We start from the raw sequence: 25,174 nt of genomic DNA on the forward strand, positions 1-25,174 counted from the left end.
GGCGTTCACACGAACAGGTGGCGGCTTGAGCCAGCCGAGTTAACGGCGTCGGAGCGCGTCGGTCGGCTGCTGAAGACTTCCGGTGATCTTCTTCCGCACTGCGCACGCGATCCCTGAGGAGTTCCATGGCTGAGCCGGCTGAATCCGTCGCCGTGATCGGAACCGCCTGCCGACTGCCAGGTGGTGTCAGCGATCTGGACGGTCTGTGGAGCGTCCTGGCCAAGGGGGAGGATCTGGTCGGCGAGGTCCCATCCGACCGGTTCGACAAGGCGGACTTCCTGGACGGGGGCCGGCGCCGGCCCGGTCGGTCGTACACCATGGCCGGGGGCTTTCTGCCGGACATCCAGGGTTTCGACTGCGAGTTCTTCCGCGGCATCTCGCCCCGGGAGGCCGTGCACATGGATCCGCAGCAGCGGTTGTTGCTGGAGATGGCGATCGAGGCGCTCGACGACGCCGGCGTCGACCCGGCGGACTGCGCCGGGTCTGACGGCTCAGTCTTCGTCGGCTGTTCCAGTCACGACTTCGGCAGTCTCGGGCAGCTCAGGCCGGTCATCGGCGATGTCTACTCGATGTCGGGTGTCGCTATCGCCAACACGGCCAACCGCATCTCGCACCTGCTGGACTGGCACGGGGAGAGCTTGGCGCTCGACACCGCCTGCTCTTCGGCTCTGACCGCAATCCACCGGGCCTGCGAGCACCTGTCATCCGGCCGGACCCGGCTGGCCCTGGCGGGCGGCATCAACATCCTCCTCGTCCCCTGGGTGTTCACCGGGTTCTCCGGTGCGTCGATGCTGTCGCCGACCGGCCGGTGCCGGGCCTTCTCGGCCGACGCCGACGGATACGTCCGCTCTGAAGGCGGCGGCCTGCTCCTGCTGAAGCGGCTGTCCGATGCCCTGGCCGACGGCGACCGCGTGCACGCGGTCATCCTCGGCAGCGGAGCCAACAACGACGGCCGCACCTCCGGCATCGCCCTGCCCAACGGGCAGGCCCAGCAGAGCCTGTTGACCTCCACCTACGCGAAAGCGGCCGTGCATCCGGACCGCCTCGTCTACATGGAGGCGCACGGGACGGGAACCGCGATCGGCGACCCGATCGAGTGCGAGGCCATCGGCCGTGCGCTGGGAGCACCGCGTACGGTCGGTCCGTTGCCCGTGGGATCGGTGAAGACCAATCTCGGCCATCTGGAACCGGCTTCCGGTATTCCCGGACTGCTGAAGGCGATCCTCGTGCTCCGGCACGGCGTGGTGCCGCCCACGCTGCACGCCGAACCGCTCAACCCGCGCATCGGGTTCCAGGAGCTCAACCTCAGCCCCACGGTCCGTCCGCAGCACGTCGAGGTGACCCCCGCAGCCGTGGTCGGGGTCAACTCCTTCGGCTTCGGCGGCGCTAACGCCCATGTGCTGCTGGGTCCGGCTCCGGCCGGCTCCGGCCCTCGGCCAACGGGCAGGGGCCCGCTGCCCGTGATGGTCACGGCCCGGGGAGAGAAGGCGCTCGCCGAAGCGTGCGACCGGCTGGCCGAGAGACTGGCGCAGGCTGATCCTGGCATGTTCTACGGCCTCGCATACACCGCCCTCCACCGTCGGGCCAGGCACGACCACCGGACCGTGGTCCTGGCCGAGACCGGCCAGGAGGCGGCGTCGGCCCTGATGGGAGCCGCCCGTGGCGAACGTCCCGCAGCAGGTTTGGCCACCGCCCGGGCCGTGCAGAACGGCCGGGTGGCCTTCGCCTTCTCCGGCAACGGATCGCAATGGCCCGGCATGGGGGCGGAGCTGCTCCGTACCGACCCCGTGTTCCGGCAAGCGGTGCGGAACGTGGCGAACGTACTGGATCCGCTGCTGGGCTGGTCGGTGGTCGAGGCGATGGCGGCGGGCGACGCGGAACGGCTGAAGTCGACGCACGTGGCGCAGCCGCTGCTGTTCGCCTACCAACTCGGCGTCGTGGAAGTGCTGCGCGCCCACGGCATCCAGCCGGATGGAGTCGTCGGCCACAGTGTCGGGGAGATCGCCGCCGCCTGTGTGGCCGGTGCGCTCGACCTGGCGGCCGCCGCGCGAGTGGTAGCCGCGCGCAGCTGGGCGCAGGAGGCCACGGCAGGTACGGGACACATGGCGGCTGTCGGACTGTCCGAGCAAGAGCTGACCGCCGAACTGGCCAGGTACGGCGGGCACCTGGAGCTGGCCGGGATCAACAGCCGTAGCGACACCACGGTCGCCGGGCGGGCCACCGAAGTGCAGTTGCTCGGGGAACGCCTGCAGGAGCGGGGCGTGTTTGTACGCCGCCTCGACCTGGACTACGCCTTCCACAGCTCCGCCATGGATCCCATCAGGGATCCGCTGCTCGGTGCTCTGGCCGACCTGTCGCCCGTGGCGCCGGCGATGCCGTTCGCCTCCACGGTGACTGGCGGCCTCCTGACCGGCGCCCGGCCGATGGACGCCGAGTATTGGTGGCGAAACGTCCGCGAACCCGTGCGGTTCGCATCGGCCGTCGAGGCGTTGACAGCCGAAGGCTTCGACGTCTTCGTGGAGATCGGGCCGCACACGGTGCTCGGCCCCTACCTGCGCCGCCTGACCCAGGGCGGTTCCTCACACTGCGAGGTCGTGAAGACGGGCTCCCGGCGTGCCGACGGTCCCACCGCCCTCAGGGGTGCCGTCGCCCACCTGCTGGCCGCCGGCGCCGAAGTCGACGTGCGTGGGTACTTCCCCGAGCCCGCCGAGCCGGTGGGTCTGCCCGCCTACCCCTGGCAGCGCGAACGGTACTGGAACGCGGAGCCCAGCTGGTGGTCCGGCATCGCCAGCGACGGGGTGACACTGCACCCGCTCCTCGGCCAGCGCGCCATCACAGCCGAGCCCTCCTGGCACGGCGTATTGAGCACAGTGCGCACGCCCTGGCTGGCGGAGCACCGGGTCGGCCCGACCACCGTGCTGCCCGCCACCGGATATCTCGAAACCGTGCTCGCGGCCGGCCGCCAACTCCTGGACACGACCGAGCTGGAAGTCACCGATCTCGCCATCACCAGCGCCTGCATCCTGCCCGGCCCCGACAGCACGGACGACCTGCTGCTCCAGACCAGTGTCGAACCCCGCACCGGCACCGTGACCATCGCCAGCCGCACACGAGTGGACGGCCCCTGGCAGCATCACGCACAGGGACGGGTTCGCCGCCTGCTGCGCCCGCAGCCGGCGCCGCTCGACCTGCCCGCGCTGCGCGACCGGCTCGGCCCCGAAACACTGCCGGCCGCCGCGTTGTACGAGGGACTGGTCGACAGCGGCATCACACACGGCCCCGCCTTCCAGGTCCTCACGGGGTTCCGGACCGGCGAGGGAGAGTTGCTCGCCCCGTACCGCAGCGACCAGGACACGGACGACTACCTCGCCCACCCCGTCCTGACCGACGGCGCCCTGCAGGCCGGAGCCCCGATCCTGGCCGAACTGACCGGCAGCGCGCTGTTCCTGCCCGCCCAGTTGACGGCCGTACGCCTGTGGCACCGGCCGGCTCCCGAGGGGTACCTGCACCTGCGGCTCGCCAGGGCAACAGCCCGGGAGGCCATCTGGGACGTGTCGCTGACCGACCAGGACGGCCGGGTTTGCGTAGAGCTGGAGGGCTGTCGGCTGCGCCGTTTCGACCAGCACACCGGCGATCCGACAGCATTGCAGGAACTGGTTCTCCGGGCGGCGCCGCGGGATGCCGCCGCACCCGTGCCGCTTCCCGCGCCCGCCGAACTACTGGCACGAACCGCCTCCGCACGGGCACGCCTGCGCAGCCGGATCGATGACCGCTACGAGCAGGTGACAGCCCGCGCCGCGGAGATCGCGGCGGTCTTCGCCCGGCGGGCAGTAGAGCAACTACTCCCCGGCCGCGACGAGTTCTGCGTCGACGACCTGTGCGAGGCCGGCGCACTGCCGAAGTTCCGCCCCTACCTGCGTCAACTGGCAGGCTTCATGTGTGACTTCGGCGTGGCCGACCGCGTGCCCGGGGACCGCTGGCGCCTCACCGGGCCGTCCCCCGTCGCAGACACCCGGCAGGGGATCCGCGCCCTGATCGCGGACCTGCCCGAGGCGCTGACCATGACACTGCCGGGCCTGCGCTGCGGGCTACGGCTGCCGCAACTGTTGCGGGGGGAGGAGGATCCGCGCGAGGTCCTCTTCGGCGAGGCCGACCAGCACTTCCTCACCCAGCTCTACAGCAACGCCTCCAACCTGCGCCTGCACAACGCCTACGCCGCGCAGCTGCTCGGCGCGGTGGCCGACCACTGGCCCGCCGACCGGCCGTTGCGCATCCTGGAGGTGGGCGCCGGCACCGGTGGCATGACCGCCGCGCTGCTGCCCGTGCTGCCCCCCGAACGCACCCGCTACCTGTTCACCGACCGCTCCGCCGGCTTCCTCGCCAGAGCCAAGGCCCGGTTCGCCGCATACGACTTCGTCGAGTACAGCACCCTCGACATGGACGAAGAACTAAGCGGACAGGGCTACCGGCCGGGCCACTTCGACCTGGTGATCGCCGCCAACGCCCTGCACACCGCCAAGGACGTGGGAGCGGCCGTCGACCGGCTCGGGGGACTGCTGGCCGACGGAGGCATGCTGCTCGCACTGGAGAGCCACGACAGCAACTGGGTGTCCACGTTCTTCGGCGTGCTGGACGACTACTGGGACTACACGGACACCGACCTCCGCAAGAGCTCCCCCCTCCTCCAGCGCGAGCAATGGAAGAGCCTGCTCGCCGCGCATGGATTCGACACGGTGACCTGCACCGGCGAGGCGCCGGACGCCCCGCGCGCGAGCGACTCGGTCATCCTCGCCCGACGCCCCGCGCCTGCCGCGCCCGCCTGCGAGCCGCCTCCCGCCGGACCGGTCCCGGACGGCCGGTGGCTGGTGGCGGCGGCACCCGGCGAGCTGCCCGACCGCCTCGCCGACGCCCTCGGCACCCGGTCTCTACCGCTGACGACCGACTGGGCGGCGGCCGTACCCCCCGACCCGGACGCGGCCGTGCACCTGGTCCTGCTCCTGGACGAAGCCCAGCTGACCGGCTCGGCGTCCGACCCGGCCGACGCCATCACCGCCGCGGCCTGCCGCGTACGTGACGCGATGGCCGGCCTGAGCGCCTGCAAGGACATCACCGTCTGGCTGGTCCTGCCGCCGACCGGCGTCTTCCCGGCCCCCGAGCGCCCGCAGACACCCGAGGCGGCAGCCGTGTGGGCGCTCGGCCGTACCGTCGGCAGCGAATATCCCGCGGTCACGGTGCGGATGATCTCCCTGGAGCGTTCCGGCGACACCGATCGGGACGCGGCACGGCTGCTCGCCGAACTGCGCGATCCAGGAACCGAACACGAAATCGTCCTGACCAGCGGCGGCCGCTTCGTCCCCCGGTTCACCACGGTCGCACCGCCACTTCGTCGGCAGGCCGACGGCTACCGGCTGAGCCTGCACGACCCCGGCATGTCGCACCGTCTGGTGTGGGAACCCCAAGACGCCCCAAGCCTCGCGGCCGGTGAGGTGCTGGTCGCCGTGCGTGCCGCCGCCCTCAACTACCGCGACGTCATGCTGGCCACCGGCCTCATCCCGGACGACCAGCCCATGCCCGGCCTCCAAGGGCCCTCCCTGGGCCTGGAGGGCGCAGGCGAGGTGGTCGCCGTCGGAGAGGGCGTGACCGACCTCGCCCCGGGGGACCGGGTCTTCGGCACCGGGGTCGGCTGGTTCGCCTCCCACGTCGTCCTGCGGCCACAGCAACTGGGCCGAATCCCGGAACGCATGTCCTTCGCCGAAGCGGCCACCCTGCCCGCAGTGTTCCTCACCGTTCAGTACGGGCTGGAGCACTTGGCCCACCTGCGCGAAGGGGAACGGGTCCTCATCCACGGAGCGGCCGGCGGGGTCGGCCTGGCGGCCCTGCAGTACGCCTGGACGGTCGGCGCCGAGGTCGTCGCGACCGCGGGCACGCCGGGCAAACGGGACCTGCTGCGGATGCTCGGCGTCCCGCACGTCCTCAACTCGCGGGACCTCCGCTTCGCCGAGGACGTCCGCGAACTGACCGGCGGCCAAGGCGTGGACGTGGTGCTCAACTCCCTGGCGGGCGAGGCCATCGCCCGCGGGCTGGAGTGCCTGCGCCCCGGTGGCCGGTTCATCGAACTCGGCAAGCGTGACCTGTACGCCAACACACCACTGCTCCTCGGCCCGTTCCGGCGCAACATCGCCTACTTCGGGGTCGATGTGGCGAGCCTGCCGGAGCAACTGCCGGAGGCCGCGGCGGAGGAGTTCACCGAGCTGTGCCGCCGCGTCGCCGACGGCCGCTACCGACCGCTGCCGCACCAGGTGTACCCCGCCGAAGCGGTCGCGGAGGCGTTCCGGTCCCTGCGCCACTCCAAGCACCTCGGCAAGATCGTCATCGAGCTGGGGGAGCCAGTGCCCGTCGTTCAGCCGGTGCCGCCCGTGGAACCGCACCCCGCCGGGAGCTACCTGGTCACCGGCGGGCTGAGCGGACTCGGTGCTGCCCTGGCGCAGGACTTGGTGCGGCGGGGGGCCCGTAACCTCGTCCTCGTCGGACGACGCGGCGCGGACTCACCCGAGGCGCCGGCGCTGCTCACGCGCCTGAAGGAGGCGGGGGCACAGGTGACCGCGGTCGCCGCGGACGTAGGCGATCGCGAGGCGATGCGACGGGTGATCGCCGACGCGGACGGCGCAGGGCACCCGGTGCGGGGCATCCTGCACGCCGCCATGGTGCTCGACGACGCCCCGCTCGCGGAGCTGACGGCCGAACGGTTCGACGCGGTCCTGCATCCGAAGGTACGCGGAGCCGCCGTACTGTCAGAGCTGACCGCGGATCGTGACCTGGACTTCTTCCAGGTGTGCTCATCCGTGACCACCCTGGGCGGCAACAAGACCCAGGGCGCCTACGTCGCCGCCAACGCCTACCTGGAAGCCCTGGTCCGCCGACGGCGTGCCGAGGGCCGGCCCGGCACCGCCCAGGTCCTCGGGGGCGTCGCCGAGACCGGCTTCGTGGTCCGCAGCGGCCTGGCGCCGACGCTGCACCGCATGGGGTTCGGCTCGGTCACGCCGGCCCAAATCTGGCAGGCGTTTGAACGGCAGCTCGCACATGGACCGGACGTCGCGGTCTTCGGCCGGATGGACTGGGAACGGATGGGGCAGCTGTTCGCCGGCCTCAACCGCTCCGCCTTCGCCGCCTATCTGCACAGCGCGAACCGCTCGGGGGTGAGCCGCGCCGACGCACTGCGCTCCCGGCTTGCCGGACTCGCGGATGACGAGGCGGCGGACCTGGTCTGCGCGGAGCTGACGGCTCTGGTCGCCGAGGTCCTGCAGACCACCCCAGAAAGGGTCGACCGCACCTGCAAGCTGGACGAGCTGGGACTCGACTCGCTGATGGTCGTCGAGCTCTCCGTCGCTGTGGACCGCATGCTGGGATGCACCGTGCCCGTACTGGAACTCATCGCGGCGAGCTGTCTCGACGACCTCGCGCGCCGCGTCCTGCCGCTGGTCAGCGGAGGCGCCCGATGACCGGCGTTCCGGGCCGCCCGGCGGCCAAGCTGGACGAACTGCCCTGGTGGCGGCCACTGGTGGTGCAGGTAGCCGGGCAGGCGCACCCGCACGACAGCGCCCTGGGTGTCTTCGTCCGCCAGCTGATGGCGGCCTTCGAGGAACAGGGACACAGCGTCGTCGAGTCCTCGCACGGCGATGTCGACCTGCTGCTGATCGTCAGCCACATCCCCTCCGGACCCGAACCGCTGTGCGACCGGGTTCCCGAAGAGACCCCTCCGCTGAGCGCCCGGACCTGCGGCGAACTGGGGCTGCGCGTGGGCTCGCGCCGGACGGTCGTGATCGCCCAGGTCGCCGAGCGGCTGACCGGCCTGGGACATACAGACGCGGTCGAGATCGGCCGCACGGTCATGGGGCGGACCGCCGCCCCGCGCGTGGTGCTCCTCGGCCAGGACGGACGGGAGGCCACCTTGTTCACGCTGGAAGGCGGTCACCCCACCGAGACCGGGGAGCTGGCCGACCGGATCCGCGACCGGCTGGTCACCGCCGCCTGCGCACGGGACGTCGGCGACCGTTACGACGTGGTCCACGGAGCCCTGCCAGCCATCGCCTGGGCCGACTCCCCGGCACCAGGCCAGCTAGCGGCCGCGGGGCGGCGGATGGGCGAACTCGGCCTGCTGCCGGAACCGGTCCACATCGACCGCTACGTCTCCGACGCCCTCGCCCAGCTGTACCGCGAGTACATGGGGTGGAAACGCCTCAGCGAAGGCATGCTGTTCCTCTACGACCCCGGCCTTGACGCCGTCGTGGTCACCGCGTCCGGCAGCTGGGACGTCGACAAGCGCGCACTGCGCGAGGACGAGGTCACCCTCCTCCACCCGCACATCCTCAACGACCGCCTGCGGGTCCTCGCCCCTGAGGGCCTCGACCCCAAGGGCCCGTCGGTGGAGGCATGGGAAGTGTGCGCCCTGCTCTCCGCAGTCCCCACCGTCCGGCTCAGCCGGTCGGCGGACGGGCACTGGGTGCCCGACCCCCACGGCGAACGCACCGCCCCCCTGATCCGCGGCGGCGTACACGCCCATGTGGGTGTCAGCCGGGCCGATGCCACGGTGATCGAGTCCGTGCCCCCCAACCGCGAGCTGTACCCCTACGGCTTCGGCTGCGGTACTGACCTGATGGCCGAGGTCGCCGCGGACACCGTCGCCCGGTCACGGGCCGTCAACGACGCCGGGGACCTGCGGCGGTACGTCCGCTGGCCGATGCTCTACCACGGCGAAATGGCGGTCGAACTGTGGAAACCCGGCCTTCCCCAACAACCGCTTGAGGGACTGCTGGACGCCTACGCCCGCTCCGTCACGTACACGCCCGACCATGTCGACCAGCCGCTGTAGGCGGGCAGGAGGGCACCGCCCGTGACGATCGCCTCCGGTCCGCCCGGCAACGACCGGGGCGGCTGCACCGATGCGTCCTCGTAGCGCACGGCGCGGCCACCGGCCGGTCACCGCACCCGGGGCCATGCGGCTCCTGGGCCCGGTCGGCGTCGTGCGCGGCAGCGGCACCGCGCTGGCCCTCGCCGCCGTGCTCGCCTGGTGCTCGACCGGGATCCTCCTGGCCCTGCCCTGGGCGTTCGGCGGCACGCTGGCCGCGCTCCTCCGCGGTGAACCGGTCGTCGAGCCCGCTGCCGTGCTGACGGTCCTGACGCTGGGTGCGTACGCCTGCCAGGCCGGCTGCGGCCGGCTGCTGGCCGGCACCGGGGAAGGCGTCCTCCTCGAGCTGCGCAGAAGGCTCGCCCACCACATGCTGCGCCTGCCGCTCCATGACGTCCGCACGCGGGGAGCGGGTGATCTCGGTGCCCAGCTCCTGTACGACACGGCCCAGGTGCGCGCCGCGATGGAGTCCGGCCTGGTCCACCTCCCGGCGGCCGTATTCGGGGTCCTCGCCGTGCTCGTGGCCATGACGCGCCTGGACCCGCAGCTCACGCTCCTGACGGTCGGCTCGTTCACCCTGGCCGGCGGACCACTGGCCGTCGTGCTGGCCCGTACCCGACGCGTGGCGGCCACCCAGTTCCAGACGCTCGGCCGCCTGAACCAGCGCCTCCTCAACTGCCTGCAGACCCTGGCGACCATCAAGACCCACCGCTACGAGACGGCGGCCGCGGCGACCCTGGAACGCGCTGCGGCAGACTACGGCGCCGTATCCGCCGCGGCCGGCCGCTTGCAGGCGGTCGTGGGCCCGCTCGTCGGACTGGCCCAGCAACTGGCGCTGACGTCCGTCACGGTGACCGCCGCCCACCGCGTCGGCGCCGGAACCCTGTCCCTTCAGGCCGCCAGCACGTTCCTCCTCCTGCTGTTCTGCCTCGCCTCCCCGCTGACCGTCATCGCCCTGGGTACGGGGCAGCTGCGCACCGGACAGGCCGCCCGCCGCCGGCTCGCGGCCCTGCTCGCCTCCCCGGCCGAGGCGGACACGCCATCACCGCCGGGACCGGCCCGCCGGCCCTGCACCGCGGCCCGCGGGGCGGTGACCTTCCACGACGTCTCCTTCGCCCATCCCGACTCCGCGCCGGTACTCAGCCACGTCTCCTTCGCCGTCCCCGACACGGGCATCACCCTCCTCGTCGGCCCCTCGGGCGCGGGCAAGTCCACGGCGCTCGCGCTGATCACCCGCCTGCTGTGTACCGACCACGGGCAGATCCACGTCCTGGGCCGGGAGGTCGGCTCCTGGCCGCTGCCACAGCTGCGCCGCCGCGTCACCTTCGTGGAGCAGCACCTCGCCGTGTGGGAGGGCACGATCAGGGACAACCTGCACATGGGATGCGGACCACAAGCAAGTGACCGCGTGCTGTGGGACGCACTGGACGCGGTCGGCCTCGCCGAGGCCGTCGAGCGACTCCCGCAGGGCCTCGGCACCGGGCTCGGCGGCGGCCGTGCGCTGTCCGGCGGGCAGTGCCAGCGGTTGTCGCTCGCCCGCGCCCTGCTCGCCGACGCCGACCTCCTCGTACTGGACGAGCCCACCTCACAAGTGGACACCGACGGTGAGCAGCACGTCTTCGCCACCCTGAGCCGGCTGGCCGCCACTCGGCCGGTCCTCATGGCCACCCACCGTCCCGACTCGGTGCGGGGAGCGGCCCACGTCATCACGATCGCCCCTCCGCCCGCCGCCCAGGGGAGCCGTCGCCGCGCCACACGTCCATCCGAGCCGGTCCCGTCGTGGCCCTGAGCGACCCGCCCCCGCAGAAGAAATGGTTCAGTCGATGGCCGATGAGAAGACCGAAAGCACCACGCTCGCCGCGGAGAAGGCCTCCGCGGCGTGTCGTTCCACCGCGCGCCGTCCTGTGCTGCGACGGCGCGATCCCGCCGAGCTCGCCGTGCCCCCGGCCGGACCTCACCCGACACCGTTCCCAGATGACTACACCGGGAAAAAGGAGGGGGTGCTGGACGCCGTGGCCCGGTGGTCGTTCCGGCACTGCCGACTGGTGCTCGGGGCGGCGGCCTGCCTGTTCGTGCTCTGCGCCGGCGTGGGACTGAACGCGGGCACCCCGTGGTCCAACGGCGGCGTCATCGCCGACGGTACACCGGCGCAACGGGCCGAGAAGGCCGCCCAACAGTTCGGGGCCGGCACACCAGACCTCGTGCTCTACGCCCGCTCCGGCCGCCCGGTCGACTCGCCCGAGGTCGCGGAACAGGGCCGGCGGCTGACCGAACTGGCCTCGCGGTCCCCGGGGGTCGCCTCCGCGCTGTCGTACTGGAACACGGGACTGGATCCGCTCCGTGCGAAGGACGGCCGGGGCGCGTTGCTGCGGATCGACCTCAAAGGCGGCGAGTCCGAGACCGCGCACACCGCGCGGACCCTGGTACCGGCCCTGCGGACCGCCGCCCCCGGACTCGCACTGTCGGTGAGCGGTCCCGCCTGGATCAACGTGTCCGCCACCGACCAGGCGCAACGAGACCTGCTGCGCACGGAGCTGTTCACCCTGCCCGCGGCGTTCATCGTCCTGGCGCTGGCCTTCGGCTCCCTGAGCGCGACGCTCGTACCCCTGGGCATCGGGCTGATCGCGGCCTCGGGGGCCCTGGCCCTGCTGGCGGCGGTGACCCACCTGATGCCGGTCTCGGTCTTCGCCGTCAACCTCAGCTGCGCCCTCGGCTTCGGACTGGCCGTCGACTACGCGCTGTTCACCCTCTCCCGGTACCGCGAGGAGCGGGCCCGCGGCCTGGGCCCAGAGGCAGCCATCGGGCAGTCGATGTCCACCACTGGACGTGCCGTCGTCTTCTGCGCCCTGACCATGGCGTGGTGCATGGCGTCCCTCCTCGTCTTCCCCCTGGGGCTGATCCGTTCGCTGGCGATCGCCTCGCTCGTCGTCGTCGGGTTCTGCACGCTGGGCACCCTCTTCCTGATCCCCGCCCTGGTGGCGGCCCTGAGGGGCAGGCTCGACGGCGCGCCCCTGTCCTTCCGCCTGCCCTGGCGTCCCCGCGCCACCCCCGCAGCGGGCAGTCCCGTCTGGCGCCGGATCGCGGTGACGGTGACCGGGCGGCCTCTGCTGTGGGCGCTGGCTGGGTCTGCCGTGCTGCTGGGGCTGGCGGCACCCGCTGTCGGGCTGCGGCCCTCGCTGATGGACGAATCCATCCTGCCGCGCCATGCCGAGGCCCGTACGACCGCGGACGCCATCCGGGACGACTTCGCCCACTCCCCCGACCGGCAGCTCACGGTGGTGCTGCCGCAGATGGACCCGGCGACCGACGCGGCCCGGCTGGATGCCTACGCCCGCCACCTGGCAGCGCTTCCCGGCGCGGCCCAGGTAAGCACCGAGACCGGGGACTACACCGGCGGGCGGCTCACCGCCACACGGCACATCGAGGCGGGCGGGCGGCGCGGAACACTGGTCGTGGTGTTCGCGGCGGATGCCGCCCAGTCGCCGGGCACCGCCGCCTTGGTCGAGGCGGTACGTGGTACGACCCCGCCGGGGCCGGCGCAGGTCGCCGGCGCCGCCGTGCACCTCGCCGACACCAGGCAGGCCGTGACGGGGGCCCTCGGCGGGTGGTCGGCATTGATGCTCAGCGGCGTGTTCGTGATGCTCCTGATCCTCACCCGGAGCGTGCTGGTCGCCGTGAAGGCCGCGGTCCTGGGCGGCCTCAGCATCGGGGCGGCAATCGGACTGATGGTGCTGCTTTTCCAGCGCCTGCACGTCCTCGGGGCCCCGGCCGGCGAAGGTGGGAGCACGCTGGAGATCACGATGCCGCTGCTGGCAGCCGCCCTCGCCTTCGGCCTCTGCGTGGACTACGAGGTCTTCCTCGTCTCGCGCATGGCGGAGGAGTGGCGGCGTACACGACGAAACACCGCCTCCATCGTGTTCGGAATCGAGCACACCGGCCGGCTGTTCACCGCCGCCGCCCTGGTGGTCGCCGTGAGCATGGGAGCGCTGATGGTTGCCCGGATCAGTCTCCTGGTCGTCCTGGGTGCGACGATCGCCGCGATCGTCCTCCTCGACGCCACCATCGTGCGGGGCGTGCTCGTCCCCGCGGTAATGCAGCTGGCGGGCCGGGCGAACTGGTGGACCCCGACGCTGCACCGGCAAACCGCGCCCGCACGTCACTCCGTCACGGCGGCGGCCGGGAGCGGCGAATCCCCGGACAACCGGTAGGCACGGCCCCCAACGCACCCCAGGGACACAGGACATGGCACGGTACAGCCTCACCGGCAGGACAGTCCTCATCACCGGCGCGACCGGCGGCATCGGGACGGCCACCGCCCACTCGCTGCACGCCCGGGAGGCGAATGTCGTCCTGCTGGGCCGCGACACCACCGCGCTGTCGGCGCTGGCACGACGGCTCGGGGAGGAACGGGTACTGCCGCTGACCGCCGACGTGACCGATCCAGCGGCTCTGGACGAGGCGGTGGCCCGCGCCGTGCACCGCTTCGGAGGACTGGACGTCGTCTTCGCCAACGCGGGCATCGCTCCCGCTCGTCCGGCCACTATGGCGACCATCGAGCCCGCGCTGTTCGAGCGCATCATCGAGGTCAACGTCCTGGGCACGTGGCGCACAGTTCGCGCGGCCCTGCCGTACGTCGTCGCGCGCCGCGGCCACGTCCTCGTCAACGCGTCTGTCTACGCCTACGTCAATGGCGCCGTCAACGCCCCCTACGCGGCGTCGAAGGCCGCGGTCGAGCAGCTCGTCCGCGCGCTGCGGGTGGAACTGGCCGGCTGCGGGGCAACGGCTGGAGTGCTCTATCCCGGCTGGGTGGAGACCACGATGTCCCGAGTGGCCTTCGGCGCAGACCTGCTGGCAACCCAGATGCGCCAAGCCGCGTTTCCCCGTCTGTTCGCCCACTCGATCGAGCCCGAGCTTGTGGCGGACCGTGCCGTGCGGGGTATTGAACGCCGCGCAGCCAGCATCACCGTTCCCCGCCGTTGGCAACCGGTCGGGGTACTGCGCGGTATCGTCAACCCGCTCATCGACCGGGCCTTGATCCGCCACAAGCCTCTCCAGTCATTGTTGCGGTCGTTGGAGAGCGGTGCGCGGGATGTCCGTGGCCAGAGCGGTTGTGGTCCGGGGTGCGGATACCAAGCTGTTGGACACCACCGGTGTGCTCACTGAGGGACTTCACCTGGGCAGCGCGCTGATCGCCGGCACGGTCGGACCACTCACCCTTCATTAAAGGACCGCCCCGGCGCTCTCCTTCCGGCCTCCTGCCGATGGCCGCGAAAAGTCACCGGCCGCAGGCGGGACGGCAGACGTCGTGATCGACCATCGGCTGAGGGCCGCTCGGTCGAGACCGTCCGCGTCGAGCCGACGGCCGGCCTTCCTCAGCGCGTGCCGGTGTCCCTGTCCCCACGATGAACGGTGCCTGGCGGCCCGGCAACCGGGTCAGTGTTCCGTCCGGTGTGCCCCGGTCGGCACTATGTGAACGAGAGGCGGAACCCGGGGGGCGATCGAGCGTTCGGCAGGGCTGCGGCCAAGCCGAGCAGCACCTCCGCGCGGCCACGGATGGTGAGCGGAAAATGCGGCGCCGATTTCGGGGTTGGGCGCTCCGAAACCGTCGCGCGTACACGAGCTGTCTCGCCAGGACAGTGGCACCCGGCCGACGTAGGTTGTTGCGTTGTCGAAAGCCCTGGGCCGGCGGGCTGCGGCCGGGAATCGGGTCACCGTTCCCCGCCCACTGCATGGGCACCGGTCGACTGGCGATACTTTTTCATGCGCCAGCCTTTCCCCGTGTCTCCATTGTCTGATGATCCGGAGGATCGGCCGTCCCGAGATGAAGAACGTGATCCTGGGTTTGAAGAACCTGGACCAGGTCAACCGGAAGCTTGGCTTTGTCGGCGATTTGCGAGAACGTCTGTAGCTCAACCACGGGAACGCCCTCTTCCACTGAAGAGTGATGTTGCTGAGTTTCGAGAACACCCCGGTGCTTGATTCGGGACCCTGGTTGGGCTCTGCACGACGAGGGGGCCCGGATGTTACCGAAGTCCAAGGTCGATCTGTACGCGGCGATCCGTCGTGACGCCAGGACCGGCAACATCATCGAGACCGGCACCGACTCCTACCGCCTCGCCACCACCCGCGCCCGCGCCGAACAGCAGCCTGCCATCTGAACCGAGACGGATCAGCGCTCACTGAACGCTGCCGCGGACTCCGAAGGCACGAGCCACCCACTGATTCATCCGGGTCTCGAAATCTGATGCTGAGGCAATGTCCGAGGCAGGGAGGGAACCAGAGTCGTCGAGGCGGGCTACGAAATCGACGTCGGCCCAGCCGCCACGGAAAAGTACAACCGACAGCTCGGCCTCACCCGGACCAGAGATGACCACGCCAACCGACTCCGGATCATGCACCCGAGCCCTGTCCGTCTCCAGAGACTGAGGCCACGACGCCTCGGCGTCTCTCCAGGTCACCTGGCCCACTTCGAAGCCGGCCGACCTCCAGCCCACCGTCTGCCCGGCCAGAACCTTGGCCACCTCATCAAGATCGACAATTCTGTCCATGAGGGGATCATCCCTCATGGACGAACTGACGGTCCGGGAACCCGGAGCTCAGACCGCGAGACGAGAGCACCGTCCTGTTCTTACTTCTCACCAACATCTTCAGAGCTGTCACCCCACGGTCGTTCTCAGAATCTGCCAACAACCGTTCCTGCTTCTGACCTACGCAGCCAGGAAGCTGGAAATCCGCGACCTTTATAACAACGAGGACGCGTTCCGGCTCGCTCCTGCCTATCTCGACACCTACCGGGCGCGCGTCGACGCCAACCTTGCCTTCTACGACCGTCTCGACGGCGACGTGGCTTGGCCGGCGACTAGCGAGGGGGGTCATCCGCTGACCGACATGTTCCTGGCCGACTTTCTCGTCGTCGACATCTCCAGGCCGCACGAGGAGGGAAGCTTCCTCGAGATCGAGCAGGCGCTGCTTCGCGGCGAGGAACCGCGAAGCTGCGGGGGCCGGTGGCTGGACGACGACATCATCGACACCCTTCTGACGCTGCTGATCAACGGCGGGGCCGGGCCTCGCATCCGCGACGGTGTCGACGAGCCGAGCCGGAACGCCGCGCGGACTTTCCCGTTCCTCGCTCCGCCGAATCCCGCCCCCGGAGAATTCCACTTCCCCTCCGCGTCTCCGACATCGCGTTAGCGGCCGTGCCCATGGCCCCCCGTGTCACCGAAGCCCTCGCCGGGCGGCCAGGCACCGGCGAGCCGGTCACCACGTGCGGGGTCATCGCGCTGGTGAATCTGCAGGCCCAGATCAGCGCACGGCAGACGCTGACCGAGCGGAATCGGCTGGCGTTCGTCGATCGCGCCGGTCTGGTGGACCTGCTCCTTGTGCGCGGGCAGGTCCTGGGCCGCATCGCCGACTACGAACAAGTCGAGCGGACAGCCTCCTCGCTGGTGTCCGACGAGCCCGTGCAGGGCCTCGCCCTCCTCGCGCGCGCCCGGACGCGAGCCGTCTTCCACCGCTTCGCGCCCGCCCTGGCCGACCTGGCCACCGCCGAGCGGCTCGGTGCGGACACCACCGAAGTGGACACCGAACGGGCCGCCGTCCACCAGGCCCTCGGCCGCTACGACGAGGCCGGGCGACTCCTCCACGAGGCTGTGCGGCGCCGCCGCGACTTCCAGACCTCGGTGCGCTGGCCGGCTTGTGTGCCCAGCACACCGACATCACCTCCGCCGAGCACCTGTTCACCGAAAGCCGCTCCCGCTACCGCGGAGTCAGCCCCCTTCCCCCTGGCGCTGCTGGACCTTCACCGCGGCCGGATGTGGCAGCAGCAGAACGACCTCTCCCAAGCCCGCCTCTGGTTCGACTCCGCGCTCCACCGCTTGCCGGACATGGCCCCCGCCCTAGGCTGCTACGCCCAAATCGAAGCAGCTCTGGGAGAGACCACATCGGCCATCACACGGCTCAGACCACTCGTCACATCCACTGACGACCCCGACTACCCCGCACAGCTCACCATCCTCCTCAACGCGACAGGACGGACCGACGAGGGCCGGCACTGGAGGGAACAGGCCGAAGCCCGCTACAACCAGCTCCGCGCCCGCCATCCTGACGCGTTCACCGATCACGCGGCCAGCTTCCGGCTCGCTCTCGGCGAGACGTGACGCCCCAGCACTGGGGCACGAAGTCGGTGCTCCTCGCCAGGACGGCCAAGGACCGGTAGCGGGTGCCCTTACCCGCAAGCAGGCGCACGGGAGCGGTAGTGCGCAGCTGCTCGGCAGCCCCTTCAGAGTTGCAGGCGCGGGGCTTGGGCTGTACGGGAGCCGGGGGGCCGGCGAGGCCGCCACCACCGTGGCGAGGACAGCGGCCGTCACGGCGGCCGCGCCGATGACTCGTCGGATCATGCCCGCCCAACGCCCTCCCGGGCCGCTGTCGTCATGGGCGGGCCGGAGGATCACTCAGCTCCTGGGCGCGCCGGCCGCCGTCGCGGAAGTACACGTGGGCGAGGCCCTTGGCGGTGATGCCGCGCAGCTGCTGCTCCCCGGCGCGGGCCTGCTGGGCGTCGAACACGCGGGCTGCGTAGTCCGGCGGTAGCGCGAGGGTCAGGTGACGCAGGCGGGCATCGTCGGTGGTGCCGGGCGCCGCGGTGAACCCGAACTGGGCCCGGGTGTCGATGACCAGACCGGTGCTGGTGGCGGCCTGGCGGCGGGCCTGTTCGCGGATGCGGGGCTGCCAGCGGGCGCGGACCGCGTCGGCCAGGCGCTGGGCGAGGTCGGCGCGGGGCCGGCGGATCTGATCCTTACACCGCCCGGAGCTCGACATCCGAGTCCAGCCGAATACCGCGGTGGTCCGTGTCCAGCCGGCCGTAACACCATGGGGACGATCTCCACCGTCCAGCCGTGACGCGGAGCGAGGGCAGGACGGTTGGCCGGGGCATGATCGACTTGATGTGCACCCGTCGCCCGGCAACGTGAACGTGGCGTGGCGGCAGGTGCGCGCATGCGGCGGTTACAGCAGTGAGGTGAGCTGCCGTAGCTGGCCGACCAGCCCGAATCTCAGCCAGAGCGTGGCAAGCAAACACCACCAGGCCCAGGCCCAGGCTGCGGAGATCGCCCGCCTTCGCCGCCAGCTGCGAGACAAGCGACACTCGTGCCGTGGCGGCAGGTGCCCTTTGCGCGAGTGAAGGAGACTCGGAGCCAGCCCGGGGCGATCGGCTCCCGCCGGAATCGCGCCGTGGCGGCAGGTGCCCTGTGCTCTCATCGAAGCTGTACCCATACCGGGAGGGCTCCTTGAGCTACCTGAGGTTGCTGCGCAACGGCCGGATCGCCGCGGTGTGGGCATCGCAGCTTCTAGCTGTGATGGGTGGGCGCCTGTACGCGCTGGCCGTGATGTGGCTGATGTGGCAGACCACCCACAACGGCCTGCTGATGGGACTGGTCGCCGTGGTGGAATCACTGCCCTACGTGCTCGTCGGCTGGCTAGGACGCCGACTGCTCAGCGCCATGGCGTCCCTGCGCCGCCTGGCCTTGGTGGAGATGGCGCGGGCCGCGGCCGCCGCGGTGCTGCCGGTGCTGTGGGCGGTCTCTCCCGGTGCACGCACCGCCTGGCTGCTGGGCGTAGCCGGCCTGATGGGCTGTCTGGGCGCGCTGTTCGACCCGGTGCTGCCCGGGCTGTTGCCACGGCTGGTGGACATGGAGCACTACCAGGCGGTGATGGGGCTGTTCGACCTGACCGTACGGATCGCCCGGATCGCCGGGCCCGGCTTGGTCGGCGCGCTGCTGGGCGTGCTCAAGGAAGTGGACCTCTACCTGCTGACCGCCGGCGGCTTCGCGATCTCCTCCGTGGCTCTGGGGCTGATCGGACGCGCCAGCTCGAAACGCGCCACCGCGGCCACCGCCCCGACGGCACCTACGGGGCCGTTGCCTGCGCTGCGTCCCCTGCTGCGCCAGCAGCCGACCGTGGCCGCAGCCCTGTCGCTGCACGCGGTCGGCATCTTCGCCTCGTCCGCGCCGGCCATCGGCATGCCGATCCTGCTCACCACCCAATTCCACGGCGACGCGGGCGCCTACGGACTCCTGACCGCCATCACCACTGCCGGAGCCATGGTCGGTAACCTGGCCACCGGCAACCTGCGCCTGGGCGGCTGGATGATCGGGGCGTACTGCTTCTCCTGGGGCGCCCAGGGAGTTGCGCTCGCCGCCATGGGAGCCGCCCAGGGGCTGTGGGTGCTTTGGCTGCTGGCCGGCTGCTCGGGGCTGGTCTCCCCCCTGTCCGGCGTGTCGTTGAACACGTTCCTGGCACATCGCTTCGACGAGGCGGCCCGGCTGTCGGTCCTGGCCGGCGATCAGATGGTCATCCGGGCGGCGGGAACGCTGAGCATGCTGGTCGTCCCCCTGTACGTGCAGGCCGCGCCCAGGACAGCGTTCGTCGTCACGGGGCTGGCGCTGAGCGCCTACGCCATCTTGGTGCTGCAGTGGGCCCGCCGGGCAGCACCGGCGAGGCAGTCAGCCCCCGCGGAAGCCGGGTAGCACGCAGGGTCCCAGCCGCAGACGCGGCTGGGACCCTGTCACGCACCAGCGTCAGTCTGTGTCGGCGTGCCAGTGGGTCACGGTGACGTTCTCCATGGGCACCCCCAGCTGCTGGTAGATGCGCTTGTGCATCGTGCCGAACCAGGCACCCTTGCGCTCGGTGTAGAAGTCCTCGTCGTACCAGGACACGCCCAGGAGAATCGTTCCGCCGCCGTTGGGGTTGCCCGGCTCGGGTTCGAACCAGGTCATGTTCCACTCCCAGAGCATGAGTTCTTCGGGGCGGGCGGGCAGCCGCTCGTCGGACTCGCGCAGTGCTTCTGCCACCTTGCGGACCGTTGCCTCGTCCGGGCAGTAGTACCGGCAGTCGGAGAACGCGATGGGCTTCTCGTCGCTGGGGCGGTCGGCGTCGCTGCCAGTGAGCACGAGGACGCGGGTCAGTGGCTCTACGCCAGTGTCGAACATCGAGACCGTGGACATGGATGATTCCTCCTGTCGTGGCACTGAGGTTCAGGAAAGGGGAGTGAGGTGCGTGGGCTGGCTGCCGTCGCGCATGGTGATGCCGCCCGGCGCGACGTAACGGATGTTCAGGCCGACGCGGGATGTCGAGGTGCGGTTCTGCGGGCTGTGGTGGATCAAACGGCTGTCCATGACCAGTCCGTTTCCGGCATCGGCGGGCACCGCCACCCAGTCGTCCGGGATCGGACCCGCGATCGTCAGCGGCTTGCCGGGCAGGTTCGCCACTTCCGTGGGCCGGTAACCGCCGTGGTGCGAGCCCGGCGACACGTGCAGGCACCCGGTCTGCTGCGTGGCGGGAGTGATGGCCAGCCACACGGTCAGAGAACGCTGCGGGTTCAGGACGAGGCGGCTGTTGATGCCGTCCTGGTGAGGCGGGATCGTCATCTCCCCGGGCGGCTTGGTGATGAGAAAGGTGTTCTCCACCCACAGCTCGTCGCCGATGCACGCAGAGACGATGCGGGTGATCTCGGGTGTTCCGACGAGCTCGGCGACTTCGGGGATCGCAAGGTGCGGGTTCGGCAGCACTGGCGGGTGGGCGCCGAGCGCGATCCCCAGCACCTTCGTCCTTTCCGGATCCGCCCAGGGGCCGAAAGAGAAGTAGCCGACCTGGGCTAAGAGCTGTGTGCGTGACGAAGAGTTGCTCATGCATCTCCCGGGCCGCCGAGAATGCCGGTGCCAGTCCCAACCGGACTGCCGACGAACCCCAGATGCGTCAATACGCTCCGTAAGTGGAGTGTCCGCTTCCTGTAACGCACTGGCCGTCGCAGTTGGGCGTTCTCGCTGTGTCCGGCCCCACCGCACCGCCTACAGCGACCACGACCTGGTCGTGCCCCTCGAGGGCGCCGGCGTCGCCGACCCCGATGCCATCCTGGACGACCCGCAGTGGGTGGAGTGGCACGGCGGCCCCGCCCACGAGTTTCACGCCGCCTGAGGTTCGAGAGAGGCCCGAGGATCTCGTCCCGGCCGCTGTTGTGCACCGTGCCGGTCGAGCTTGATCATCTTGCGAAGGGTGAGGAACGCACAGCTCTCCTCGTTCTCATCAGCGGGCGCTTCCGTGTCGAACTCCCAGGTCGGAGCGTCCTTCTGGAACAGCAGGGTGACTACGTCGTATGGGGTCGAGGGGTCGATCACACATGGTTGGCAGAGGAAGAATCGTGGTGCTGACCGTTCGGTGGCCGTCCGTGCCCGGCTATGCGGTGACGGAGCAGGATCAGGTGCGACTGCAGACCTGACCATGGTTCGGTCCACTGCCGCGTATGTCGAGCCGCTACTTCCTACGCTCGAGGGTTGGGCGAGGGTATTGACGGGCGACGCAGGGTCGAGTGCCTGGCGTGTCACGGGGCGAGCGTCAGCCCAACGTCGCGACGATGGCCTCCACGGAGTCATCCGCGACCTCGAACCCGAACTGTCGCGATACGCACAGACCCGAGCTTCTCGAACGGCTCCGAGCCGTTGACTGACACCCCGTCGCCCGCTGGTGATCTCGGGCGCATGACGGACCCTCAGCAGCCTTCCCCGGCCGACCGCAGGTTGAGCCGCTGGCCGGGTGGTCCGGTACGGCTACCAGTAGTGGCGTCGGCCGCCGACGGCGTGTCCCACGGAGCCGAGGAGGAACAGAATGACCCCGATGACGAGCAGGATGATCCCGATCGTCCACAGGATGCCGATGTGCAGGAGGAACCCGACGACGAGCAGGATGATGCCGAGGGCGATCACGGTGGCTCCTTGTTCTGCGGTCGGTGTGCCGGCCGCTGAGGGCGGCGCAGGGTAGGCGTCGCAGGCTGTTGTCCTGTCGGCTCCGCGTGGTGGTGGGGTCGTCAGGTGGTGAGCAGGCGGTTGAAGAATGACCGGTAGTGGCGCAGGGCTGTGCGCAGGGCTTCGGTGTCCGCTTGGCCGCTGCGGTTCCACTGTTCTTCCAGTTGTTTCTTGTGCTCGTCGAACGTCGTGGCGAGCTTCTGCATGACGTCGGCGACCAGGCTGTCGGCTGTCTGTACGGCTTGGCGGGGGTCGTCGACGAACGTGTTCTGGATCTTCTCCCAGCGTTTGCGGAAATCGTCCTCGTCGTGCGGCTTCAGCAGCTGGGGTATCTCATCGGTTTCCGCGCTCTGTCCCGCCGTCGGCTCTGTTGCCGCGGGGGCGTCCGTGGGAGGGGAGCCGGTTTGGTTGCCGGTGGCGGCCCGCTCGTCGCCCTCACCGGGGAAGACCGGGGGCGATGACGGGGCATCCGGCGCTTCGTCCGCCGTCTGCCGGGGCTGGGCGAAGTCCTCGGTGGACAGGCCGTTGTCAGAGCTTTCCGGTACGTTGTCGTGCTGCATGACGCCTCCGTCTGTGGCCGGTACGGGTGTCAGGCCGGGGCATGGCGGCTCTGACCGCCGTCGGAGAGGAGCTCATCGAACAGAGCGCGGTAATGCACCATGGCGCTGCGCAGCTGCTCGGTGGTGGCCTTGTGTTCCACGCTGAGCGTGTCGATCTCATGCGCGGCCCGGTAGTGCTCCAGGGTGCGGCCGTGCTCCACCGAGAGGTCCTTCAGCTGCTGCTCGAAGCCCTCGGTGGGGTAGCCGCGCGCCTGCATCAACGAGGTCACCAGCCGGTCCGCGTCGTGCACTGCATCCTCCGGCCGGTCCACGAACTCCTGCTGCACGTTGTTCCAGTCCCGGGAGAAGCGGTCCCGGGCCCTGTCCGGCAGCGGCTTGATGTCGAGCTCGTCATGACGCTTCGCGCGCTCGCTGAGTTCCCGCTCGGCGGCGGATCGGCTGTCGGCTCCCTCGACCGTCCGCTCGTACTCCGGGCCGAAACGTTCACGCAGCCTCCGACGCCGCATGAACAGAGCAAGGGCCGACACGATCAGGGCCACAACCACCACAGCGGGAATGACGATCGCCAGAAGAGTTCCTGTAGACATCGGACCGCCTTCCGCCCGACTACCTGACTCCCGAAAGCAGGACAAGTCACCTCTTAATGGAATACCCGAAATAGTTCAGAAACAAGCCTTCGCGGCAGCTCGCCCGGCCCTGATCGTGAGCCCTCATCACGCGCAGGAGTCGCCGAAGGACCGCTTGCCGAGCGGCAACAGGGCCGCCATCGACGCCAAGTCGAGTCGCGCAGGGCGTGCCGGATCGGTTCACCGTCGACAGCCCACCCAGGCACTCCACACCCTCAGAGATGGCCGCCGCCTCCCGCCCGCCCCACCCCGTTCGGGCTCGGCGAACAGCCCCACGCGCTGGTAGGCCTGACCGGGCGGACTGTCCGAGATGCGGCACGCGATTCCCGATGGCGAAGTGGAGCGGGGAGGAGATTGGCCTGTCACCCTGGCCTGCACCACATTCGATGTCCACCGAATAGTAATAAAAGGGTGTGAATTTCCTATAGATGGTAATTCACCCCGGTCGAGGTGCGCTGTCGGACCTCGGCGCAGCCCCGGACGGCACGTCGCGTCCGGTGATCCCAGCACTCGGAGGAGGGTCGGCGCTCAGCGCAAGAGGGGGTGTCCTGCCAGAAGATAACCGGCTGGTGCTTACAAGGCATCGCCGGGCCCCGTCCCCACACCTGAGGAGGGGAAGCCGACTATCCGGCCCGGGCAGCGGCAGCGGCGCGGGACCGCCTACGTAGGACGACAGATGCGGCAGGCCGCCGATGTCGGGGCGAAGACGCAAGGAACCGGGCGGACGCCTCAGCCAGCGCTGGTCCTCGCGTCCCATACGGCCGAGGTGGCGAAGAAGTTGTCGTAACGCTCCTGGGCCGCCTCCAATTCCGAGTGCGGTACGCGCCCGGCCCGGAAGTCGGCCATCAGCCGGTAGTAGCCGAACCGGTTCACTGCTGGAGCGAAGACTCCCACCAGGTCCGCTTCCTTGCCCTCTACCGCCTTGAACGCATGCACCGACCCCGGAGGGATGTAGACACTGTCACCCGGACCGGCCTCGATGACCTGGTCCTCGGCCAGGAACAGTGCACGGCCGGAGATCAGGTAGAACCACTCCGCGCACTTGGCGTGCCGGTGGGGAGGTGCCCCATCGGCGCCCGGGGCGAGGATCGAGCGCTGGCAGGAGAGCCGACCGCCGCTCCGATCGGCATCCAGCAGCAGCTCGACCGCCCATGGCAGCTCGCCGCCGCCCACACGCTCGGTCTGATCAGCTCGCACCAATCGGGGTACATCTTCGTTCTTGTCGAGAATCGTCATGTTCCATATCGTCTCCAGGCGTCGCGTGTTGTTCCAACCGGGCGCGGCTCCAGGCGGTGACGGCGGCTGGACATGCAGGCCGCTGCGTCCCGATGACTGTTGCCCCGGCCAACGGGCCGTTGCGTCACCCAGGTCTCCCGCCGGCTGTGGGTCGACAACCCTCGGGCAGCCAGCTCATGCCGACGTCGTGGGCAGGTGCGCGAGGGCTGCGTCCAGGAGGCTGCGCAGCAGGGCCGGTGTCGGTGCGATGGCGGTGGCGACCCAGGCCGGGGCGTCGACGAGGGGGGCCAGGACCGCGTATCCCTTCGCCGGGTCGTCGCTGATGACGTACGGCTTCTGATCGGCATCCGGTTCCGAGTGGACGATGACGAGCTGCCCGGTTGCACGGTGGCCGCCCAGGAGAGCGGGGCCGCCCCACGCGGGTGCTGGATCGCCGTAGGCGGTGTGCTGATCGAGGATGGTGTGGCCGTCCCGCCGTACGGTCAGGCAGGTGGTGAGGTGGCCCGGCGGCTCCCCGGTGCGGCCAAGCACCTGTTCCTCCCGGAGAAGCAGGCTGGAGGTGGCGGCGAGGTCCACGTCGAACGTCTGGTGCAGCGTGCTGCCACGGGTGCTGATCAGGGGTTCGGGCAGCCAGTTCAGGCACGCGTGCTCGCCGACGGCGATCCGTACGTCGTAGGTGGCGGGGTCGGTGGTGGGGCCGCGCAGGGCGATGGTGGCAGCGGCTGTGGTCACTTCCAGGCGGGCCCGTGTCTCGGCGGTGATGTTGAGCGCGAGTCGGTCTCCGCCGAGCGGTGCGCTCATCGCGCCGAGCACGCAGACCCGGGCCCGGTCCTCGTGGGCTCGAAGGCGGCGCAGACGGAAGGGCCCGTCGCTGTGCAGGAGCGGGACCGTCGTCGTGTAGCCGTTGGGGGTGGCGGGGATGCGGGCGGTGGCCCGGACCCCGCTGGGATGGGAAGGCTGGTCGGTGAGCGGTGCGCCTTGCGCTTGGAGCGTGGCGCTGGGGGCGCGGCTGGTCGCCGGGGAGTCGGCCTGGGTTTTCGGCGTCCTGGGCGTCCG

Annotated in this window: 18 protein-coding genes and 1 pseudogene; 10 read left to right on the top strand and 9 right to left on the bottom strand. The window is 70.4% G+C overall.

Annotation, left to right across the window (positions count from 1 at the left end; genetic code table 11):
* Nucleotides 1–125: 125 nt before the first annotated feature.
* The 6 genes from ACIQVT_RS11840 (at nt 126) to ACIQVT_RS11865 (ending at nt 15,063) form a co-directional block, all read left to right on the top strand.
* Entirely contained in the window at nt 126–7,499 is a 7,374-nt protein-coding gene (locus ACIQVT_RS11840; RefSeq protein WP_403751004.1) for an SDR family NAD(P)-dependent oxidoreductase, read from the top strand.
* Nucleotides 7,496–8,869 (top strand): hypothetical protein, encoded by a 1,374-nt coding sequence (locus tag ACIQVT_RS11845; protein WP_403751006.1) that lies wholly within the window; start codon nt 7,496–7,498, stop codon nt 8,867–8,869. Before ACIQVT_RS11840 ends, ACIQVT_RS11845 begins: the two co-directional genes overlap by 4 nt.
* Nucleotides 8,870–8,939: 70 nt before the next feature.
* Nucleotides 8,940–10,694 carry an ATP-binding cassette domain-containing protein gene (locus tag ACIQVT_RS11850; RefSeq protein WP_403751008.1) on the top strand — a complete coding sequence of 585 codons (1,755 nt, stop codon included), beginning with the start codon at nt 8,940–8,942 and terminating at the stop codon, nt 10,692–10,694.
* A gap of 211 nt (nt 10,695–10,905) precedes the next feature.
* Nucleotides 10,906–13,113 carry an MMPL family transporter gene (locus ACIQVT_RS11855; RefSeq protein ID WP_403751010.1) on the top strand — a complete coding sequence of 736 codons (2,208 nt, stop codon included), beginning with the start codon at nt 10,906–10,908 and terminating at the stop codon, nt 13,111–13,113.
* Nucleotides 13,114–13,147: 34 nt separating this feature from the next.
* Nucleotides 13,148–14,068 (top strand): short-chain dehydrogenase/reductase, encoded by a 921-nt coding sequence (locus ACIQVT_RS11860; RefSeq protein WP_403751012.1) that lies wholly within the window; start codon nt 13,148–13,150, stop codon nt 14,066–14,068.
* 857 nt (nt 14,069–14,925) lie between these two features.
* The gene (locus ACIQVT_RS11865; RefSeq protein WP_403751815.1) at nt 14,926–15,063 is read left to right on the top strand and encodes a hypothetical protein; all 138 of its coding nucleotides are present in this window, start codon (nt 14,926–14,928) and stop codon (nt 15,061–15,063) included.
* A gap of 18 nt (nt 15,064–15,081) precedes the next feature.
* On the opposite strand, the gene ACIQVT_RS11870 is transcribed toward ACIQVT_RS11865, so the two are convergent.
* Entirely contained in the window at nt 15,082–15,453 is a 372-nt protein-coding gene (locus ACIQVT_RS11870; protein WP_403751014.1) for a hypothetical protein, read from the bottom strand.
* 16 nt (nt 15,454–15,469) lie between these two features.
* Between ACIQVT_RS11870 and ACIQVT_RS11875 the strand changes: the two genes are divergently transcribed.
* Nucleotides 15,470–16,096, top strand: a complete 627-nt coding sequence (locus tag ACIQVT_RS11875) for a hypothetical protein (protein WP_403751016.1) — start codon at nt 15,470–15,472, stop codon at nt 16,094–16,096.
* An 11-nt stretch (nt 16,097–16,107) separates the two neighbouring features.
* Nucleotides 16,108–17,061, top strand: coding sequence for a tetratricopeptide repeat protein (locus tag ACIQVT_RS11880; RefSeq protein ID WP_403751018.1), 954 nt, complete (start codon nt 16,108–16,110; stop codon nt 17,059–17,061).
* 271 nt (nt 17,062–17,332) lie between these two features.
* Here the strand turns inward: ACIQVT_RS11880 and tpg are convergent, their stop codons facing one another.
* A complete protein-coding gene (gene tpg, locus ACIQVT_RS11885) occupies nt 17,333–17,866 on the bottom strand; it encodes a telomere-protecting terminal protein Tpg (RefSeq protein ID WP_403751020.1) in 534 nt (177 codons plus the stop codon).
* 320 nt (nt 17,867–18,186) lie between these two features.
* On the opposite strand from tpg, the gene ACIQVT_RS11890 reads away from it, so the two are divergent.
* Nucleotides 18,187–19,425, top strand: a complete 1,239-nt coding sequence (locus ACIQVT_RS11890; protein WP_403751022.1) for an MFS transporter — start codon at nt 18,187–18,189, stop codon at nt 19,423–19,425.
* 51 nt (nt 19,426–19,476) lie between these two features.
* Here ACIQVT_RS11890 and ACIQVT_RS11895 read toward each other — a convergent pair whose 3' ends face one another.
* Complete coding sequence (locus ACIQVT_RS11895; RefSeq protein ID WP_403751024.1) at nt 19,477–19,902, bottom strand: hypothetical protein; 426 nt, start codon at nt 19,900–19,902, stop codon at nt 19,477–19,479.
* A gap of 30 nt (nt 19,903–19,932) precedes the next feature.
* Nucleotides 19,933–20,586, bottom strand: coding sequence for a phytanoyl-CoA dioxygenase family protein (locus ACIQVT_RS11900; RefSeq protein ID WP_403751025.1), 654 nt, complete (start codon nt 20,584–20,586; stop codon nt 19,933–19,935).
* A gap of 360 nt (nt 20,587–20,946) precedes the next feature.
* Between ACIQVT_RS11900 and ACIQVT_RS11905 the strand changes: the two are divergent.
* Nucleotides 20,947–21,173, top strand: a pseudogene (locus ACIQVT_RS11905) (signal peptidase I); the annotation flags it as partial.
* Between the two features lie 328 nt (nt 21,174–21,501).
* On the opposite strand, the gene ACIQVT_RS11910 reads toward ACIQVT_RS11905, so the two are convergent.
* The 5 genes from ACIQVT_RS11910 to ACIQVT_RS11930 form a co-directional block, all read right to left on the bottom strand.
* On the bottom strand, nt 21,502–21,657 hold the full coding sequence (locus ACIQVT_RS11910; RefSeq protein ID WP_403751027.1) for a DUF6131 family protein: 156 nt from the start codon (nt 21,655–21,657) through the stop codon (nt 21,502–21,504).
* A gap of 101 nt (nt 21,658–21,758) precedes the next feature.
* Nucleotides 21,759–22,256 carry a hypothetical protein gene (locus ACIQVT_RS11915; RefSeq protein WP_403751029.1) on the bottom strand — a complete coding sequence of 166 codons (498 nt, stop codon included), beginning with the start codon at nt 22,254–22,256 and terminating at the stop codon, nt 21,759–21,761.
* A 29-nt stretch (nt 22,257–22,285) separates the two neighbouring features.
* On the bottom strand, nt 22,286–22,843 hold the full coding sequence (locus ACIQVT_RS11920; RefSeq protein ID WP_403751031.1) for a hypothetical protein: 558 nt from the start codon (nt 22,841–22,843) through the stop codon (nt 22,286–22,288).
* A 768-nt stretch (nt 22,844–23,611) separates the two neighbouring features.
* On the bottom strand, nt 23,612–24,118 hold the full coding sequence (locus ACIQVT_RS11925) for a cupin domain-containing protein (RefSeq protein WP_403751033.1): 507 nt from the start codon (nt 24,116–24,118) through the stop codon (nt 23,612–23,614).
* Nucleotides 24,119–24,292: 174 nt separating this feature from the next.
* The gene (locus ACIQVT_RS11930) at nt 24,293–24,919 is read right to left on the bottom strand and encodes an urease accessory protein UreD (protein ID WP_403751035.1); all 627 of its coding nucleotides are present in this window, start codon (nt 24,917–24,919) and stop codon (nt 24,293–24,295) included.
* Nucleotides 24,920–25,174 lie beyond the last annotated feature (255 nt).

Source organism: Streptomyces sp. NPDC100445 (genome assembly GCF_044759735.1).
Lineage (GTDB): Bacteria > Actinomycetota > Actinomycetes > Streptomycetales > Streptomycetaceae > Streptomyces.